The organism is Streptomyces sp. NPDC037054, from assembly GCF_055606745.1.
This window is the reverse complement of the sequence record NZ_JBVJSJ010000004.1, coordinates 424219-441273: the sequence shown is the minus strand read 5'-3', so window position 1 is coordinate 441273 and position 17055 is coordinate 424219. Positions and strand designations below refer to the sequence as shown.

Annotated in this window: 16 protein-coding genes; 8 read left to right on the top strand and 8 right to left on the bottom strand. The window is 68.2% G+C overall.

The window, feature by feature from the left end; all coding sequences use genetic code 11:
• Positions 1–125: 125 nt before the first annotated feature.
• From ACZ7D7_RS12885 to ACZ7D7_RS12850, 8 genes are all read left to right on the top strand, one after another.
• On the top strand, positions 126–935 hold the full coding sequence (locus ACZ7D7_RS12885) for an NAD-dependent epimerase/dehydratase family protein (protein WP_470824122.1): 810 nt from the start codon (positions 126–128) through the stop codon (positions 933–935).
• Between the two features lie 332 nt (positions 936–1267).
• Positions 1268–2038 carry a DeoR/GlpR family DNA-binding transcription regulator gene (locus ACZ7D7_RS12880; RefSeq protein ID WP_470824121.1) on the top strand — a complete coding sequence of 257 codons (771 nt, stop codon included), beginning with the start codon at positions 1268–1270 and terminating at the stop codon, positions 2036–2038.
• Between the two features lie 117 nt (positions 2039–2155).
• Entirely contained in the window at positions 2156–3526 is a 1371-nt protein-coding gene (locus tag ACZ7D7_RS12875; RefSeq protein ID WP_470824120.1) for an ABC transporter substrate-binding protein, read from the top strand.
• Positions 3523–4464: a carbohydrate ABC transporter permease gene (locus ACZ7D7_RS12870; protein WP_470824119.1), complete on the top strand. Its 942-nt coding sequence runs from the start codon at positions 3523–3525 to the stop codon at positions 4462–4464. Before ACZ7D7_RS12875 ends, ACZ7D7_RS12870 begins: the two co-directional genes overlap by 4 nt.
• Positions 4461–5303: a carbohydrate ABC transporter permease gene (locus ACZ7D7_RS12865; RefSeq protein WP_470824118.1), complete on the top strand. Its 843-nt coding sequence runs from the start codon at positions 4461–4463 to the stop codon at positions 5301–5303. Before ACZ7D7_RS12870 ends, ACZ7D7_RS12865 begins: the two co-directional genes overlap by 4 nt.
• Entirely contained in the window at positions 5300–6289 is a 990-nt protein-coding gene (locus ACZ7D7_RS12860; protein ID WP_470824117.1) for a zinc-dependent alcohol dehydrogenase family protein, read from the top strand. Before ACZ7D7_RS12865 ends, ACZ7D7_RS12860 begins: the two co-directional genes overlap by 4 nt.
• A 139-nt stretch (positions 6290–6428) precedes the next feature.
• A complete protein-coding gene (locus ACZ7D7_RS12855; protein ID WP_470824116.1) occupies positions 6429–7670 on the top strand; it encodes an MFS transporter in 1242 nt (413 codons plus the stop codon).
• Positions 7671–7769: 99 nt separating this feature from the next.
• Positions 7770–8969: a TerD family protein gene (locus ACZ7D7_RS12850; protein WP_470824265.1), complete on the top strand. Its 1200-nt coding sequence runs from the start codon at positions 7770–7772 to the stop codon at positions 8967–8969.
• 62 nt (positions 8970–9031) lie between these two features.
• On the opposite strand, the gene ACZ7D7_RS12845 is transcribed toward ACZ7D7_RS12850, so the two are convergent.
• The 8 genes from ACZ7D7_RS12845 to ACZ7D7_RS12810 all read right to left on the bottom strand — a co-directional run bounded on the left by ACZ7D7_RS12845 (position 9032) and on the right by ACZ7D7_RS12810 (position 15606).
• Positions 9032–9283, bottom strand: a complete 252-nt coding sequence (locus tag ACZ7D7_RS12845; protein ID WP_470824115.1) for a DUF397 domain-containing protein — start codon at positions 9281–9283, stop codon at positions 9032–9034.
• Positions 9280–10107, bottom strand: coding sequence for a helix-turn-helix domain-containing protein (locus ACZ7D7_RS12840; protein WP_470824113.1), 828 nt, complete (start codon positions 10105–10107; stop codon positions 9280–9282). Before ACZ7D7_RS12840 ends, ACZ7D7_RS12845 begins: the two co-directional genes overlap by 4 nt.
• A gap of 129 nt (positions 10108–10236) precedes the next feature.
• Positions 10237–10836, bottom strand: coding sequence for an SMI1/KNR4 family protein (locus ACZ7D7_RS12835; RefSeq protein ID WP_470824112.1), 600 nt, complete (start codon positions 10834–10836; stop codon positions 10237–10239).
• Between the two features lie 4 nt (positions 10837–10840).
• On the bottom strand, positions 10841–11092 hold the full coding sequence (locus ACZ7D7_RS12830; RefSeq protein WP_470824111.1) for a hypothetical protein: 252 nt from the start codon (positions 11090–11092) through the stop codon (positions 10841–10843).
• 284 nt (positions 11093–11376) lie between these two features.
• On the bottom strand, positions 11377–12045 hold the full coding sequence (locus tag ACZ7D7_RS12825; RefSeq protein ID WP_470824110.1) for an SMI1/KNR4 family protein: 669 nt from the start codon (positions 12043–12045) through the stop codon (positions 11377–11379).
• A gap of 513 nt (positions 12046–12558) precedes the next feature.
• Positions 12559–13083 carry an SMI1/KNR4 family protein gene (locus ACZ7D7_RS12820; RefSeq protein ID WP_470824109.1) on the bottom strand — a complete coding sequence of 175 codons (525 nt, stop codon included), beginning with the start codon at positions 13081–13083 and terminating at the stop codon, positions 12559–12561.
• A gap of 176 nt (positions 13084–13259) precedes the next feature.
• Positions 13260–13856 (bottom strand): hypothetical protein, encoded by a 597-nt coding sequence (locus tag ACZ7D7_RS12815; protein WP_470824107.1) that lies wholly within the window; start codon positions 13854–13856, stop codon positions 13260–13262.
• A gap of 1315 nt (positions 13857–15171) precedes the next feature.
• A complete protein-coding gene (locus tag ACZ7D7_RS12810; RefSeq protein WP_470824106.1) occupies positions 15172–15606 on the bottom strand; it encodes a hypothetical protein in 435 nt (144 codons plus the stop codon).
• Between the last annotated feature and the right edge of the window lie 1449 nt (positions 15607–17055).

Genomic DNA, 17055 nt, shown 5'->3' with positions numbered 1-17055 from the left:
TGACACGACCCCGGATTCACCGCTTCCGGGAGACACTTGACGCCCGACGGCCGCGCTCCTTAGCGTGTCCACGCATATGAATGGCGTGCGCTCATGTGCACAGCCGTGAGTCAAGGAGACCGAGGATGCCCGCTCCCCGCACCGTTCTGCTCACCGGCGCCGCCGGCGGGCTCGGCACCCTGATGCGGGACCTGCTCCCCCCGTACGGCTACGAGCTCAGGCTGCTCGACGTGCGCCCGGTCGAGGGCGCGCCGGACGCGATCGTCGCCGACCTCGCCGACAAGGACGCGCTGCGCGAGGCCGTACGGGGCGTCGACGCGATCCTCCATCTCGCGGGCATCTCCCTGGAAGCCTCCTTCGAGAAGATCCTCGCGGCGAACATCCAGGGCACCTACAACCTCTACGAGGCCGCCCGCGAGGAGGGCGTCGGGCGCGTCGTGTTCGCCTCCTCCAACCACGCCGTCGGCTTCACGCCCGCCCCGCGCGGCGGCGACCCGCTGATCCCGATCGACACCCCGCGCCGCCCGGACACCTTCTACGGCCTGTCCAAGTCCTTCGGCGAGGACCTCGCCCAGTTCTACTGGGACAAGTACGGCGTCGAGACCGTCTCCGTGCGCATCGGATCCTGCTTCCCGGAGCCCGCCAGCGTGCGCATGCTGTCGGTGTGGATGAGCCCCGCCGACGGCGCCCGCCTCTTCCACGCGTCGCTGACCGCCGAGGACGTCGGGCACACGGTCGTCTACGGCTCCTCCGCGAACACCCGCCTGTGGTGGGACCTCGGCACCGCGCGGGCGCTCGGCTACGAACCGCAGGACGACTCCGAGGTGTTCGCCGAGAAGCTGATCGCCGAGCAGGGTGAGCTCGACCCGTCCGATCCGGCGCAGGTGCACCTCGGCGGCCCCTTCGTGACCGACCCGCCGATGTGGCCGTACTGACCCGGCACCACGGGGCGCCGATGCGACCGTGACGGCCCGGCACGCGGGCCGGGCGACGGCGCGCACGCGTCTCGAATCGATCGGCCGCGGGAGCGGGCGGGCACCGAACGGGCCCGCCCGCTCCCGCATTCGGGCATCCGCGCTGCCCGTTCGCACCGCGCGCGCGGTTCCGGCGCAGGTCCACGGCGTGCCCGCCCCCGCCCGACTCGGGCGTGAACGGGCAGCATCGAATGGGCAACAGGCCTGGTCAGCGCGGCACGCCCCCTGTAGAACTTCCCCCAAGGACCCCACCGGGCCCGAACGGGCAACGACGCACGGAGGCATGGACGGCCATGGACGCGAAGACGTCGGAGGAACGCCGGCACGAGATCGTGCGCGTGGCCCGCGCCACGGGCTCGGTCGACGTCACCACGCTCGCCGCCCGGCTGGGCGTGGCCAAGGAGACCGTACGGCGGGATCTGCGCGCCCTGGAGGATCACGGCCTGGTCCGCCGCACCCACGGCGGCGCCTACCCGGTGGAGAGCGCCGGCTTCGAGACGACCCTCGCGTTCCGCGCCACCAGCCACGTGCCCGAGAAGCGCCGGATCGCGGCGGCCGCGGCCGAGCTGGTCGGGGACGCCGAGACGGTCTTCGTCGACGAGGGCTTCACCCCGCAGCTCATCGCCGAGGCCCTGCCCCGGGACCGGCCGCTGACCGTGGTCACCGCGTCCCTGCCGGTCGCGGGCGCGCTCGCGGAGGCTGACAACGTTTCCGTCCTGCTGCTGGGCGGCCGGGTCCGCTCCGGCACGCTCGCCACCGTCGACCACTGGACGACGAAGATGCTGGCCGGCTTCGTCCTGGACCTGGCGTACATCGGCGCCAACGGCATCTCCCGCGAGCACGGCCTGACCACGCCCGACCCGGCGGTCAGCGAGGTCAAGGCGCAGGCCATCCGGGCCGCGCGCCGCACCGTCTTCGCGGGCGTGCACACCAAGTTCGGGGCGGTCAGCTTCTGCCGGTTCGGTGACGTCGGCGCTCTGGAGGCGATCGTCACGAGCACGCTCCTCCCGTCGTCCGAGGCGCACCGCTACTCCCTCCTCGGCCCTCAAGTGATCCGCGTCTAACGACCTTTCCCCCGCACCCCCACACCCCCCACGGACCCGCACTCCCGTCCCCCTCGCAGGCACCCCCATGCCCGCACGCGCCCCAAATCCCCCGATATGTACCCCCAGGAGCGATCCATGCGAACCCAGAGCCGACGGAGGCCGCGAGGCGCACTCGCAGCGGCCGCCGCAGGGACGCTGCTCGCCCCGCTGCTCTCCGGCTGCTGGGTCGGAGCGGGCGGGGCCGGATCCGGCGGCGACTCCATCAACGTGCTGATGGTCAACAACCCCCAGATGACCGAGCTCCAGAAGCTGACCGCCGCGCACTTCACCAAGGAAACCGGCATCAAGGTCAACTTCACTGTCCTGCCCGAGAACGACGTCCGCGACAAGATCAGCCAGGACTTCGCCAACCAGGCCGGCCAGTACGACGTCGCCACCCTGTCCAACTACGAGATCCCCATCTACGCCCGCAACGGCTGGCTGCGCGCGATGAACCCCTACGTCGCGAAGGACCCGGCGTACGACGAGCAGGACGTGCTGAAGCCGATGCGCGAGTCGCTCACCGGCGACGACGGCAAGCTCTACGGCCAGCCCTTCTACGGCGAGTCGTCCTTCCTGATGTACCGCAAGGACGTGTTCGAGAAGCAGGGCCTGACGATGCCCGAGAACCCCACCTGGACCGAGGTGGCGGAGCTCGCCGCGAAGGCCGACGGGGCCGAGCCCGGGATGAAGGGCATCTGCCTGCGCGGCCTGCCCGGCTGGGGCGAGGTGATGGCCCCCCTGACCACGGTCGTGAACACCTTCGGCGGCACCTGGTTCGACAAGGACTGGAAGGCCCGCCTGGACTCCCCCGAGTTCGAGAAGGCGGTGAAGTTCTACGTCGGGCTCGTCCGCGAGCACGGCGAGTCCGGCGCCGCCCAGGCCGGATTCGCCGAGTGCCTGAACAACACGACGCAGGGCAAGGTCGCCATGTGGTACGACGCCACCTCCGCGGCCGGCCTGCTGGAGGCCGACGACTCCCCGGTGCGCGGCAAGCTCGGCTACGCGCCCGCGCCGGTCGAGAAGACCGAGTCCTCCGGCTGGCTCTACACCTGGGCCTGGGGCATCCAGAACGCCTCCCGCAACCCCGACAAGGCCTGGAAGTTCGTTTCCTGGGCGTCCAGCAAGGAGTACGAGCAGCTCGTCGGCGACGAGGTCGGCTGGTCCCACGTCCCGGCGGGCAAGCGCGCCTCGACGTACGCCAACCCCGACTACCGCGCCGAGGCCGCCGCGTTCCAGGAGATGACCAAGGAGGCCATCGAGGGCGCCCGGCCGAAGGACCCCGGGGTGCAGCCGCGGCCCGCGCCCGGCATCCAGTTCGTCGGCATCCCCGAGTTCACCGACCTCGGCACCAAGGTCTCCCAGGAGATCAGCGCGGCCATCGCCGGGCGCCAGTCCGTCGACTCGGCCCTGAAGAAGTCGCAAGCGCTCGCCGAGAAGATCGCCGAGGAGTACGAGGGACGATGACCGCCACGACACCGGCCCCCGTGGCCGCCCCGGACATACGCACTCCCGTGCGCCCGCCGTCCCCCCGGCTGCGGGCCTGGGCCAGGCGCGCCCCGCTGCTGCCCGCCCTGGTCTTCATGATCGTGGTCACCCAGCTGCCGTTCGTGGCGACGCTGGTGATCTCCTTCTTCGACTGGAACTCCCTCTATCCGAAGGCCCGTCACTTCACCGGCCTCGACAACTACCAGGAGGTGCTGACCGATCCGGACCTGCGGAACTCGGTGTGGACGACGGTCCTGCTGACCGTGGGCGTCGTGCTGGCCAGCCTGGTCCTCGGCCTGCTGCTCGCCCTGCTGCTGGACCGGAGGTTCCGCGGCCGGGGCGTGGTCCGCACCCTGCTCATCGCCCCGTTCCTGGTGGTCCCGGTGGCGGCGGCCCTGCTGTGGAAGCACGTCCTCTACAACCCCGAATACGGCCTGCTGAACGGCCTGCTGCACTACGTCGGCGGCCCCCAGCCCGACTGGATCTCCAACACGCCGCTGCTCGCCGTGCAGGCCTCGCTGGTGTGGCAGTGGACGCCGTTCATGATGCTCATCCTGCTGGCCGGCCTGCAGAGCCGCGACCACGAGCAGGTCGAGGCGGCCCGCGTCGACGGCGCGAGCGACTGGCAGATCTTCCGCCACCTCACGCTGCCCCACCTGCGCCGTTACCTCGAACTCGGCGCGCTGCTCGGCTCGATCTACATCGTGCAGAACTTCGACGCGGTCTTCACGATCACGTCCGGCGGCCTCGGCACCGCCAATCTGCCGTACACCGTCTACCAGAGCTTCTACCAGGCCCACGAGAACGGCCTCGCCTCGGCCGCGGGCGTCCTGGTCGTCATCGGCTCCATCGTCATCGCCACCTTCGCGCTGCGCGTGGTGTCGTCCCTGTTCCGCGAGGAGGTGTCCCGCGCATGAGTGCCGTGGCCGCAACAGTGCGCCGCAAGGGCGCAGGACTTGGCCTGCTGGCCTGGCTGGCCGGGATCGTGTTCTTCCTGCCCGTCGCGTGGATGGCGCTGACCTCCTTCCACTCGGAGAAGGACGCCGCGACCAACCCGCCGTCGTTCACCGCCGCCCTCACCCTGGACGGCTACCGCGAGTTCTTCGGCGCGGACGGCGGCGCGAGCCCCTGGCCCGCACTGATCAACTCCACCGTGGCGTCGGTCGCTTCGACGCTCCTCGTCCTGCTGCTGGCGCTGCCCGCCGCGTACGCCCTGTCGATCCGGCCGGTGAAGAAGTGGACGGACGTCCTGTTCTTCTTCCTGTCCACCAAGATGCTGCCCGTGGTGGCCGGTCTGCTGCCGATCTACCTGTTCGCGAAGAACGCCGGGATGCTCGACAACATCTGGCTGCTCGTCGTCCTCTACACCTCCATGAACCTGCCGATCGCGGTGTGGATGATGCAGTCCTTCCTCGCCGAGATCCCCGTCGCCGTGATCGAAGCGGCGCAGATCGACGGCGCCCGGCTGCCCACGATCCTCACGCGCGTGGTCGCCCCGATCGCCCTGCCGGGCATGGCGGCGACGGCGCTGATCTGCTTCATCTTCAGCTGGAACGAACTGCTGTTCGCCCGGGTCCTGACGGGCGTGGTCGCCGAGACCGCCCCCGTCTTCCTGACCGGCTTCATCACCAGCCAGGGCCTGTTCCTGGCGAAGGTGTGCGCCGCGTCGCTCGTCATCTCCCTGCCGGTGCTCGCCGCGGGGTTCGCCGCCCAGGACAAACTCGTCCAGGGCCTGTCACTGGGAGCCGTGAAATGAAGGCCGCCGTCATCGAGTCCGTGGGCCGCGCCGTCGTCTCCGAGGTCCCCGACCCGACGCCGGGACCGCGTGACGTGGTCGTGGAGGTCGCCGCGTGCGGCCTGTGCGGCACCGATCTGCACATCCTCCAGGGCGAGTTCGCGCCGAAGCTGCCGATCGTGCCGGGCCACGAGTTCGCCGGCGTGGTCGCCGAGGTCGGCTCCCAGGTCACCGAGCTGTCCATCGGCGACCGCGTGGCGGTCGACCCGTCCCTCTACTGCTACGAGTGCCGCTACTGCCGAGACGGCCACAACAACCTGTGCGAACGCTGGAACGCCATCGGCGTGACCACACCGGGCGGCGCCGCCCAGTACGCCCTGGCCCCGGTCGCCAACTGCGTGAAGCTCCCCGACCACGTCCGCACCGAGGACGCCGCCCTGGTCGAACCACTGTCCTGCGCGGTCCGCGGCTACGACGTCCTCAACTCCCGCCTCGGCGCCCACGTCCTGATCTACGGCTCCGGCACGATGGGCCTGATGATGCTGGAGCTCGCCAAGCGCACGGGCGCGGCGAGCGTCGACATGGTCGACGTGAACCCGGCACGCCTGGAAACGGCCCGGCAGTTGGGCGTCTCGGCCTCGGCGGCGGGCGCGGACGAACTGGACCGGCCGCAGGGCTGGGACGTCGTGATCGACGCCACCGGAAACGCGGCGGCGATCCAGGACGGCCTCGACCGCGTCGCCAAGTCCGGCACCTTCCTGCAGTTCGGTGTCGCCGACTACGCGACACGTGTCACGATCGACCCGTACCGGATCTACAACCAGGAGATCACCATCACCGGGTCGATGGCCGTGCTGCACAGCTTCGAGCGCGCGGCCGAACTGTTCGCGAACGGGGTCCTGGACCCCGACGTGTTCATCAGCGACCGCGTCGCCCTGGACCGCTACCCGCAGGCGCTGGAGCAGTTCGCGGCGGGCGTGGGGCGGAAGATCGTGGTGGTGCCGTAGCGGCACCTCCTCCCAGACTGCGCGGCTCCCGGTGTCTCCCCCGTCCCGGGAGCCGCGCGCTGTCGTCCAGAGAGCGGCCCGGGTGGCTGTAGGTTGTCCCGGCCGGGGCCCTGGGACGAGGCGGCGGGGGTGATCACGGGTGGCGGGCGGTGCGGGCGGGACATCGCTGGGCCGGGACTTCGACCGGCTCTGGGCGGCGTACACGGTCAGCACCATCGGCACCTGGCTGGCCTTCGACGCGTTCCCCCTGATCGCCGTCATGGTGCTGGGCGCGGGCCCCACGGAGGTCTCGGTACTGGCGGCGGCCGGGCTGGCGGTCGGCGCGGTGGTCGCGGTGCCGCTCGGCCCGTGGGTGGAGTTCCGCCGCAAACGCCCGGTGATGATCGGCGCGGACCTGCTCCGCTGCGCGAGCCTCCTCACGATCCCCGCCGCGTACGCCCTGGGCATCCTGACCTTCGCCCACCTCCTGCTGGTCTCGGTCGTCGTCTCGGCGGCCGGCATCACCTTCACGGCGGCGAGCGGCGCGTTCCTCAAGGCGCTGGTACGCCGGGAGGACCTGCTGGCCGCGAACGGCCGTTTCGAGGCGACGATGTGGACGGCGACGATGCTGGGCCCACCACTGGGCGGCGCGGCGATCGGCGTCCTCGGCCCGGTCACGACGGTGCTGGCGGACGCGGTGAGCTTCCTGCTGTCGGCGCTGGGACTGAGGACGATGGGCGGCGTCGCGGAGCCGCGCTCCGTGAAACCGGCGCCCCCGGCCCGCGTCCGCCCGCGCGACCTGGCGGACGGCTGGCGCCACATCCTCACCCACGCGACCCTGCGCCCGCTGTTCTTCAACACCGTGCTGAACAACGCCCTGATCATGGCGGTGTCCCCGCTGCTCCTGGTCCTCATGGTCGGCGACCTGGGCTTCGCGCCCTGGCAGTACGGCCTGGCGTTCGCGGTGCCGTGCCTGGGCGGCCTGATCGGCTCGCGCCTGGCGCGCCGCCTGGTGCCCCGGTACGGATCGCACCGGGTGCTGGTGGCGGCCGGGACGGCACGGGCGTGCTGGCCGGTGGGCCTCGCCTTCGTGGGCCCGGGAACGGCGGGCCTGGCCCTGGTAATGATCGTGGAGTTCGGCCTGATCCTCAGCTCGGCGGTGTTCAACCCGGTGCTGGCGACGACCCGCCTGAACCACACGGACTCCGACCGCGTGGCGCGCACCCTGTCGGCGTGGTCAGTGACGAGCAAGCTGACGGTGGCGGCGCTGACGGCGCTGTGGGGCGTACTGGCCGGGCTGGTCGGCATCCGCGCGGCGATCGCGGCGGCGGGCGTCCTGCTGCTGGCGACGCCGCTGCTGCTGCCGCGCGGGGCGGATACGCGGGTGGCGGCGGACACGTAAAGAGAGCCACGGGAACCTTATGGGGACCCCTCTGACCCATTTGGGCGTCGGGTAAGGGAACGGTAAAACGGCCTCGCTCGTTCACGGGGCATGACAGCTATGACCCCCGGCTCGAACATCCCTCTTTCCGCCGCGCGCGTGACGGTGGACGTCGCCGCCCCGGTGCGGCTCGACGTATCGGGCCTGCTGCTCACCGCCGACGGCAAGGTGCGCTCCGACGACGACTTCATCTTCTACAACCAGCCGACGGGCCCCGGCGTGACGTACCGCTCGGGCGGCGGCACGGCCCCCGACGCGATCACCGTCGACACGACGGCGGTGCCGCCGGGCATCGAGAAGATCGTCATCACGGCGAGCCCGGACGCGGCGGGCCAGACCTTCCAGGGCGTCGAACCGACGGCGACGATCCGCAACGCGGACGACGGCTCCGTGCTGGCCACGTTCACGCCGCCGCAGCTCGGCGCGGAGACGGCGCTGGTGGTTGTGGAGGTCTACCTGCGAGGCGGCGCGTGGAAGGCCCGCGCGGTCGGCCAGGGCTACGCGAACGGCCTGGCGGGCATCGCGACGGACTTCGGCGTGACGGTGGAGGAACCGACACCGGCGCCGGCGCCGACACCTGTGCAGGCCCCGGTGACCCCGCCCGCCCCGCCGATGCAGGCCCCGGCCATGCCCGCCGCCCCACCGGCGGCACCCCCCGCCCCCGCCCCCGCGCCGGGCGCGGGAAAGATCAACCTGGACAAGGGCCGGGTGAGCCTCCAGAAGAACCAAACAGTCTCACTGGTCAAGGGCGGCAGGCCGCTGCTGAGCCAGGTGCAGATGGGCCTGGGCTGGGAGCCGGCGTACCGGGGCAAGGACATCGACCTGGACGCGTCGGTCATCGCGTACGGCCCGCAGCGCAACCACATCGACAGCTGCTACTTCGGCAAGCTCCAGATCGTGAACGGCGCGATCAGGCACTCCGGGGACAACCTCACGGGTGAGGGCGGCGGAGACGACGAGGTCATCACGGTCGACCTGGGCCGGCTCCCGCAGGAGGTCACGGGCCTGGTCTTCACGGTCAACTCCTTCTCCGGCCAGAAGTTCACCGAGGTCGCCAAGGCCTACTGCCGCCTCCTGGACGCGGCGACGGGCGAGGAACTGGTCCGCTTCGACCTCACGAACGCCGAGTCCCAGACGGGCGTGATGATGGCGAAGCTCATCAAGCAGTTCTCGGGCGAGTGGGAGATGACGGCGATGGGCGACTTCGTGAAGTCACGCACGGTGAGGGGAATGGTGAAGCCGGCGGCGCAGGCGCTGTAGGGGCAGGAGCCCCGGGGGTGCCCCGGCCCATCGGGGGCACCCCCGGCCCTGTGATCAGGTGATCAGCACCGCCCGGCGTACGAAACGAACCGCCCCCAGGCCTCGGCGCCGAGGGCGAGCTGGGCCCGGTCCTTGTCCTTGGAGTCCCGGACGTGAACGATCCCGGGACAGTCGGCAACCTCAACACAGTCACCCTGACTCCCACTGCTGTAACTGGACTTACGCCAGGCCAGAGCAACCTCGACGCAGTCATCACCTTCCGATCCGCTGTAACTGCTCTTGAACCAGGCGAGTTCGGTGGTGGTGGGGCTCATAACGCTCCTCGCATCCGCTCCAGCAGACTCCGGGAATCACCGGGAGTGAGAGCCTGCGAACGCAGTTTCGCATAGCGCTGCTGGAGGACGCTGATCTCTTTCACGTCAACGATGAGCCGCCCGTTCTTCTGCCCCTCGGAGTAGGCGAACCACCGATGCTCGGGCGTCTCGAGAAGCCGCAACGGCCCATCAAGCCCCGCATGTTGAGGCGCACGCAGCGGCATGACCTGAACCTCGACGTTCCAGTGCCGGTCGATGACCTGGAGCAGATGATCGAGAAGCTCGCGGGTCACGTCCTCCCCACCGGTGTACCGCTCCAGCACGGCCTGCTCGATGATGAAGCTGAAGTTGCCGGGTGGCTCGCGCCGAGTGGTGAGCAACTCCTGCCGGGCGAGCCGGGCACCGATCCGCTGCTGCAACTGCTCCTCGCTGGGAACGGGCGGCACGCTGAGCGAAACGGCACGTGCATAGGCCTCGGTCTGCAACAGCCCGGGAACGACGCGGCATTCGTACGTGTAGAGGCTGATGGCGACGCCTTCGAGCCGAGCCCACTCCCGAAACCAGGCGGCGATCCCGGGCTGACGGCAAAGGTAGGGCGCCGAACGCCGCAAGGCCCCGGTGTTCCCGAGTACCTCATCCCCCTTTTCAACAAGCTGGGGATCAGGCATCCGGCGCCCCAACTCCACTGACGCGACGGTGTGTTTGGAGTACCCGACGAGGTTCCCGAACTCCGCCCGACTCAGCCCGGCATGCTCCCGCAGGGCCTGCACGACAGCCCCGAACGTCCGCATACTGTCGGACACCTCGGACCCCTCACCCACCATTGGGCAACCTCCCGCACACAGCGAACACCCCGATACTCACGTACCGTGACGCAACGTGTCCACCGAGTGAGCGCGTACGCTCCGACGCGTACGCGGGGGCCGCGGTGACAGTCGGCACGACCGCTGCCCTCAACGGCTGTCGGCGTCCCGCCCGAAGGACCAGGTGACCTCGGCGCGGACCGAAGGCAGTCCCCAGGGCTCCACGGCCCCCGTGACCAAGTCTGCGAGGAACTGAACCATGCCCCCGGTGTAGTGCCACCAGCCGCCGTTGCGTGATGCGACGGTTACCGCCCATCCCCTCGGTCCGGCAGGGTTCGTGGACCACAGGAAGAGGTCGCCCTCAAGGGAGGACCCCCAGGGAAGCAGACCGCCTGGTGACGGATGCGGAGACAACGGCATCGCAAGCTCCGCGTCCTGGCACCACTCGGCGACGATCTCAAGACAGTCGCGCACGCCCTGCACCCAAGCCTCTTCCCGGCCGGGGATCGGTACCACGACCCGGAGGAAGTCACCCAGGTCGAACGTCGGGTACAGGCTGCACAGCATTTTGAAGTCCGCCGGAAGGGCCGCGCCCAACCCGGACTCCACCGTCGCCCAATCCACGACGGCCGGCACAGGCAGCCGATGCGTAACAAGACCGGGCACAGCCTCTTCAAGACAGGCGATCGACTCAACGGGTTCGGTCAGTCTCAGTCGAGGTGCCTGAGTCCCCACAAGGTCGTCCACCATCCGCCTACGCCTTCTTCTCGGGATTGACAGCATCGAAGACGATCACTCGACGCTCGAAGTCGGCGTAGAAACTGCCGGAGTAGCGCGCCCCGGTGACGTCGGCGGTGAAGTCCACACTGGTCTGCCACTCGGCATCCGGCGGTACGCGCGGACGGACGGCACTCAGCACCACAGGCTCGGCGGACGCGTCCCGCCACTCGTACCCCTCACGCAACCGCACCGCATCGGCATCCGAAAGCCGAACGACTCCGGACATCCGAACGTCCGTGGGCCCGGGCACCCGTGAGGAGCCCCCACCGAGCACTTCCCCCTTCCAGACCACGGACGAGAATTCCCCCAACTCGGGAAACCGCACCCGCACCGGCTCCCTGTCCTCCCGGAGACCGCCCTCGATCGACTGCTCAGCGGCAGGCTCCTGAGGCCGAGAGGCCTCGGCGGGATCAGGCCCGAGGTCGCACCCGGCGAGCAACAGCACCCCAACAAGAAGGAAAGCCCAACCCCCAGGGCAACACCACCGCCAGACCTCCGACTCACCCATATTCAGGCTTCCCTCTCACGCCGCTCAAGCCATTCGAGGTACCAGGTGTGGAAGTCGTGACGGTTGCCGTGCTCGTCGACGAGCGGCTCGTACGGCGGGTTGGTCCCCACGTCCCGGTAACGGAGTTCTCCCCGGCGCGGGCCGACGATGACGAGCCAGTTGGTCACCCCACATCCGTCGTCACTGATGACGATCGCGCCCCGGTCCCGTTCCTCCGCCCATCGCCTGGCTCCGGCCTCACCGAACGCCTCACAGTAGTCGTGCAGGTAGTCGTCGTCAGCGTCCCTGGTGGTGGGCTCGTACCCAGCAGTGCGAAGGGTCGTCACCTGCTGTTCAGCCCATTCCTCCGTCTCCACGAAGGGCCCACCCGGGTCCAACAGGATGGGATCGCCGTCCTCCCAGATCCAGCCCCACTTCCCGTCGACCCGGCGCAGCGATGTCAGCTTGAGTTCGGGGCCGGGCCCGCCCGCACCGACCTCCGCCAAAAAGGTGCGGTACTCATCTGGAAGTTCGACACCGTATTGCGCCTCGACCTCGGCAATCTCCGCATCTGTCAGCACAGGCTCGAAGACAGCGCGCTCAGGACTCTCCCAGCCGTACGCCCGATGCCGACCCTCCACTAGCGCAACGACACGTTCCCGCACTCCCGACCACTTTGACTGCACGTCCACGGCTCCTCCTGTCGACCGGTGAACACGGACCAATGGTCTGTTGACCCCGGTGGTCAGGGCGGCTGAGACGAGAAAATTCCTCCTGCCGTCAACGGCATAACAACACGACAGGCCAGCACGGAGGTCGCAGCACAGGCCGGCAAGACGACGGGCCAGGCAACCAACCCCACGAGCAGTGATGTGGGGAAACTGGCGCACACAGCCGCTGCCACCACAGCAGTTGCGCGAGCGGACCGCGAGGCCGGACCGGTCCTCCCCGCCTTCGCGAAGAGGAGCACAACCACGATGACCGCAGTCTCGACAGCCGCCATGGGAACAGCAGTCTGAAACGCGCTCATCCACCGCTCCCCACTCTGCACACGCGCTCCGGACTGCGTCTCGAAGGCACCCAAGAGGAAGTAATACAGAACCGCCAACGGCACAACCGCCGAAACAACAACACCCACAAGCCGCACCAACAGCCCAACTCGAACCAAGGCACCTCCTCCAAACGCCTATGGCCACACCCCGGACTCATGACAACGACTCGTAGAACGGCCGGTCGGGCGCGAGGTTACGAGAACACACCGTCACGTCCCGCCCCTGGAGATAGGCCAACAGCCACTCACCGAACGTCATCTCGTAGAGAGTCCAGGCCGGACTGTCGAGCTCCACGACGGCGACTCGCCAGGGCGACGAGGCCCCGTCAGGGACACGCAGGAAGACCCACTCACCCGTCATGGCCGAAGCCACCGGAATCAGCTCACCAGGGTTCGCCCCCACCGGCCCGGGAAGAAACTCCGCCATGTCTTCCTCGCGCCAGAACTCAAGGTCCTCCCTGATCGTCTCTCCCAGACTGTGCAGGAGGGAACCGGCAGGGTGCGTCAGATACAACTGACCGTTGATCTGGACCGACCCGTAGGCATCCACGACCTCACGAAAGTCTGCCGGGAACTCGACCCCGATCTCCCGCTCCAGCTCGGTCGACGCAACAGAGTCGGACCAGTTGAACCGAGGCTCACCCAACAGGGCCGTGATCTCCGAGATCTGCCCGTCCACATAACTCCTTCCGTGGCCGCTCGTGCGTCGGCCGTCCACACGACTCGATCGAAGGCCGACAACAACGAATCACGCTTCCGAAACTCGGAGACCGATTGCGCTCCGTGATACAGGCCTTGCCGGAGGTAACGATGGCGAGCCTGCCCCGCGGCACCGCCGAGGGACTCGCCCGCTTCTTACGGTTCAGCCGAGACCTGAACGGCTTGAGGAAAACCCAACTGGTCGAGCAGCGCACTGAAGAGATCCTCTGCGAAGGCCTCGTGCGCACGAAGCAGTTCTTCAATCGTGCCTGTCTCCGGCGCTACGGGGATGCCGACGGCTGCGGCCCAGGCAATAGCTCCCTCCGCGACGGCGGGAACCTTCGCATCGAGTTCGGCCCGCTTACGTCCGACGGCTTCGTGGAACTCGGGCGAGTCCCACCACAGGAGCTGATCCTCGACCTCTTCAGGTTCCTCAACCAGAAGCGCGGCAGCGGTGTCCAGGTTGAGCCATGCCTGCCAGCGCTGCCCGCCGGTGTCCAACCCGGTCACGAAAGCGAGGTCACTGTCGGAGACATCGGCGACGCAGGCTGGCGCCTGGCTCCACTCAACCAAGGCGGGCAGGTCGGCATCGTCCCACGCCCCGGACCCGATCTGGAGCATCTGCCAGCCGCCCGGCCGCAACTCACACGTGTCCACAGACGATTTGATGTCTTCGTCAAGGCTGCCGAAGACAGGAGCCTCCAGTAGAGGCCGGTTGCTGCGAGCAAAGACCAGGTGCCCCGAGAACCCCACGATGGTTCCCCCTTCGAGATGGTGAGGGCACCTTATGGGCGGCCACTGACAACGCGGGCGACGGCCAGCCTGCGCATGCTCAGCCGCATGTCCTCGGCCACTTCCCAGTCAAGGGCGTCTCAGGGATCGCGCCCCGTCGATCACAACACCGCCCGCTCTCGAAGCACTTCCCGAACGACCGCTGCACCCCGCACGGCGAGTGCACCGACGCCGCCACCCAGACCTCGTTCGCCCTCACCACTGGCACGCACACCTCGGCACGCCCGGCACAGCCGTTCGTCGCCCACAGGCCGGAAGAGCATGGGCTGCACATGACCCCCGCCCTCACACTCCCGCATCTGCGCCACACGCGGCACCCGCACTACGCGGGCAGCACCGGGAGCAACAACCTCAGCGCGGGCAACAACAGGCGGAACGTCTCGCAGCACATACCGCACGAGCCCACCGGGCCGATGAACCCTCTGCTCCCGACCGGGCAGCGCCCGCCGAAGGCACTCCCGTACGTCGTCCACCGTGTGCCCGAAGTCCAGCCACTCAGCAACCAGCCGGACCAACTCAGGAACCATCCCCCGAGGCACACACAACCGCGAATCCAACTCCGGCAAGGACTCAACGACTTGGCGTGCGGGCACGAGCAAGTCACTCACCTCGGAAGGCGCCACAGCCCCCCGACCAGGCCCAGCCACCGAGTCCACCACCGGATGGACGGAGGGAATGTTCTCCCGAACGGGGTTCTCTGGATAACCGCCGACACCCCGACCACTCGGCTCACCGGCGGCCGGACAACCACCCGCCGGAACTCCCCCGGTCCCCGACGCCCGCACGTCGGCCGCTTCCTCCGCGGTCAACGGCACGTTCGACACGAGCTGAACGGTGGTCCACAGCCCGCGCACCCCCTGCTCCCGCCACTCGTGCAGAAACCCCTCAGCCTTCAACTCCCGCTTGGCCTTGAGGAACGCGCACTTCCCGATCCCGGCACGCTCGGCGGTACGCGAGAGGGAGTCCTTCGCACTGGCGGGGAGAGACAACTGCCAGGTCAACAGCCGCACGGCGTCGGAGGAGAGCCGGGGATGGCGGATGATGTCGTTCGGCACCTGACAGAAGTGACGGGCAGGCGCGATAGCATGGCGAAGCATTTCCGGTGGGCCTTTTCCACTGGTAATGAAGGCCCTCGCCGCCGGTTGCCGCCGGCGACGGGGGCCGCCTCATGCGCGCGCAAAGCGCCACACAAGGCAAGCTGACACGCCCACGGTACAACAACATCCGTACACGCACGCTCACATGCTGTAACCGCCCAGAAGCAACCCCACCGCGGTCACACGGTGGCTCTCCGCTTCCTCCCGGGCAACGTCAGATAGAAGGTGAGCAGCGATTCATTCGAGCCACCCAGCTCAAAACGATTCTGCACCTTGCCCAACGGGTTCCACACCCGCCCATCGGGCATCCGCACACCAACCGGCTGACGAAAGAAGTCCCGCTGGTCCTCGTCGAAGTCCACCCACGCCGCCCCGGCCCGCCGCACCAGCACCTCGCCGACGTAGGCACCCAGCCCCAACACCAAGCCCCGGACCCGCTCCTCGTCCACCCCACCCTTGCGTAACCCGTCGACCATGAAGTCAACGACGCGAAGACTGGCCACGGAGTAGTCCAACGGCAACCGATTCCGCGCGGTCACACCGGTAACGAACCGCGCGGCGAACACCCGCATCCCCGCCGCAGACGGCGACACCCGCCCCTCCACCTTGCCCATGAGATCCCCCTCACTCGACATGACCCCTTCAAGAGCCCTTTGTGTTCAGCGGATCCCACCTCAGGAACATCACAGGTAACGGGCGTGCGAAAGATCACACAGCGCGAACTCGCCACGGATACAACCCTTTTAACAGCTCAAGCGTCCGCGCGCGATTCGGTCGCCCTCGCCACCGAGCGATACCTCGCCCGGCTCGACGGCTCCGCTGCCAGCGACTGGAACGCGATGGGCCGGTACACGAGCGCTTCCTCAACGCCCTCAAGCCCAGCACTCCATTCAAGCCGCGCTACTTCTCGAACGTGACGGCCGGCTGAGACGACACTTCTGATGGCCTCGTACTCGTAGGCGTCGTGAGGCCGACTCGAGGAAGCGGAGCCACCCGTTGGCCAGTCAGGTCGTGCAGACACTGCCGAGCGAGCTCACGGACCTCTCCCCATGCTGGGTCACCGGCCAGTGCATCGTCGGTCCACCGCCCGGCGTTCTCGGCTCTGCTCAACTCTGCGAAAGCTGCGGTGATTCTCTGGAGGCGTCCCGCAACCTCCTCGCTCACGCAACCAGCTTCGACCAGAAAAGGAAGTGGCCCCACGGCACATTCGAAGTCCAACACCACGTCATCGATGTCGAACGAGCACTCGTCCAGCCAGGAGGTGACCAACTCGTCCGGATCTGCGGCCACCACGGCCAAGGACCCGATCAAGAACCGGTACCAGGACTCGACTCGAGGATCCTTCATGCCCTGCATCATCGCAGCAGCCGCAAAAACCCAGCCGCCCGCCGAGGCCAGGGCTGGCAGCGTGCGACCAGGGCACCACATGACCACAGCAGCATCATCTCCTCCCTGTCTTGACACAAAGACCGCGTCAGCCAGCTGCGTACGTCCCGTACTTTGGCCCCTCATTCGCGCCCCAACCAATCAAACTGTTCTTCCCATCTTGCCACTGTTTGTTCAAGCAGGCTCGACGGACTGCTCGGGAACGGAGTCAGCTATGAATAAGGGTGGAATCCAAGATCCCCGTCACCCACCCACCCCAAGGCACCGTTGACGCCACCAGCCTCGATCTCGGACACGTAGGACGGGGACCGACGACGTTAACGACGAAAATACCTCCGCCCCAAAACTTCATTGACCTGTGGATAAGCAATTTCACGCAAGCTTCAACCTCCGCAACAAGGTGAAGAAGAGATCCTCTGCGAATGGATCTGCTTCCCTTTGGAAGACCTCGGCTGTGCCACTGCAACCTGGTGCCCCGTCAAACGAGCCCAGGAAACGGCGTTTTCAGCAGCCCGTTGCGGAGTCAGCAACCAGTCCTCCAGGTGCTGCCCGTCTTCAGCCAGATAGCGCACCATCGCTTTGACATTTAGACATGCAGTCCAGCGCCCATTAATAGAGTCGGCGGCCTCAATCACCACACAATCGCTGTCTATTATAAATGCGACCAGCGCAGGCTT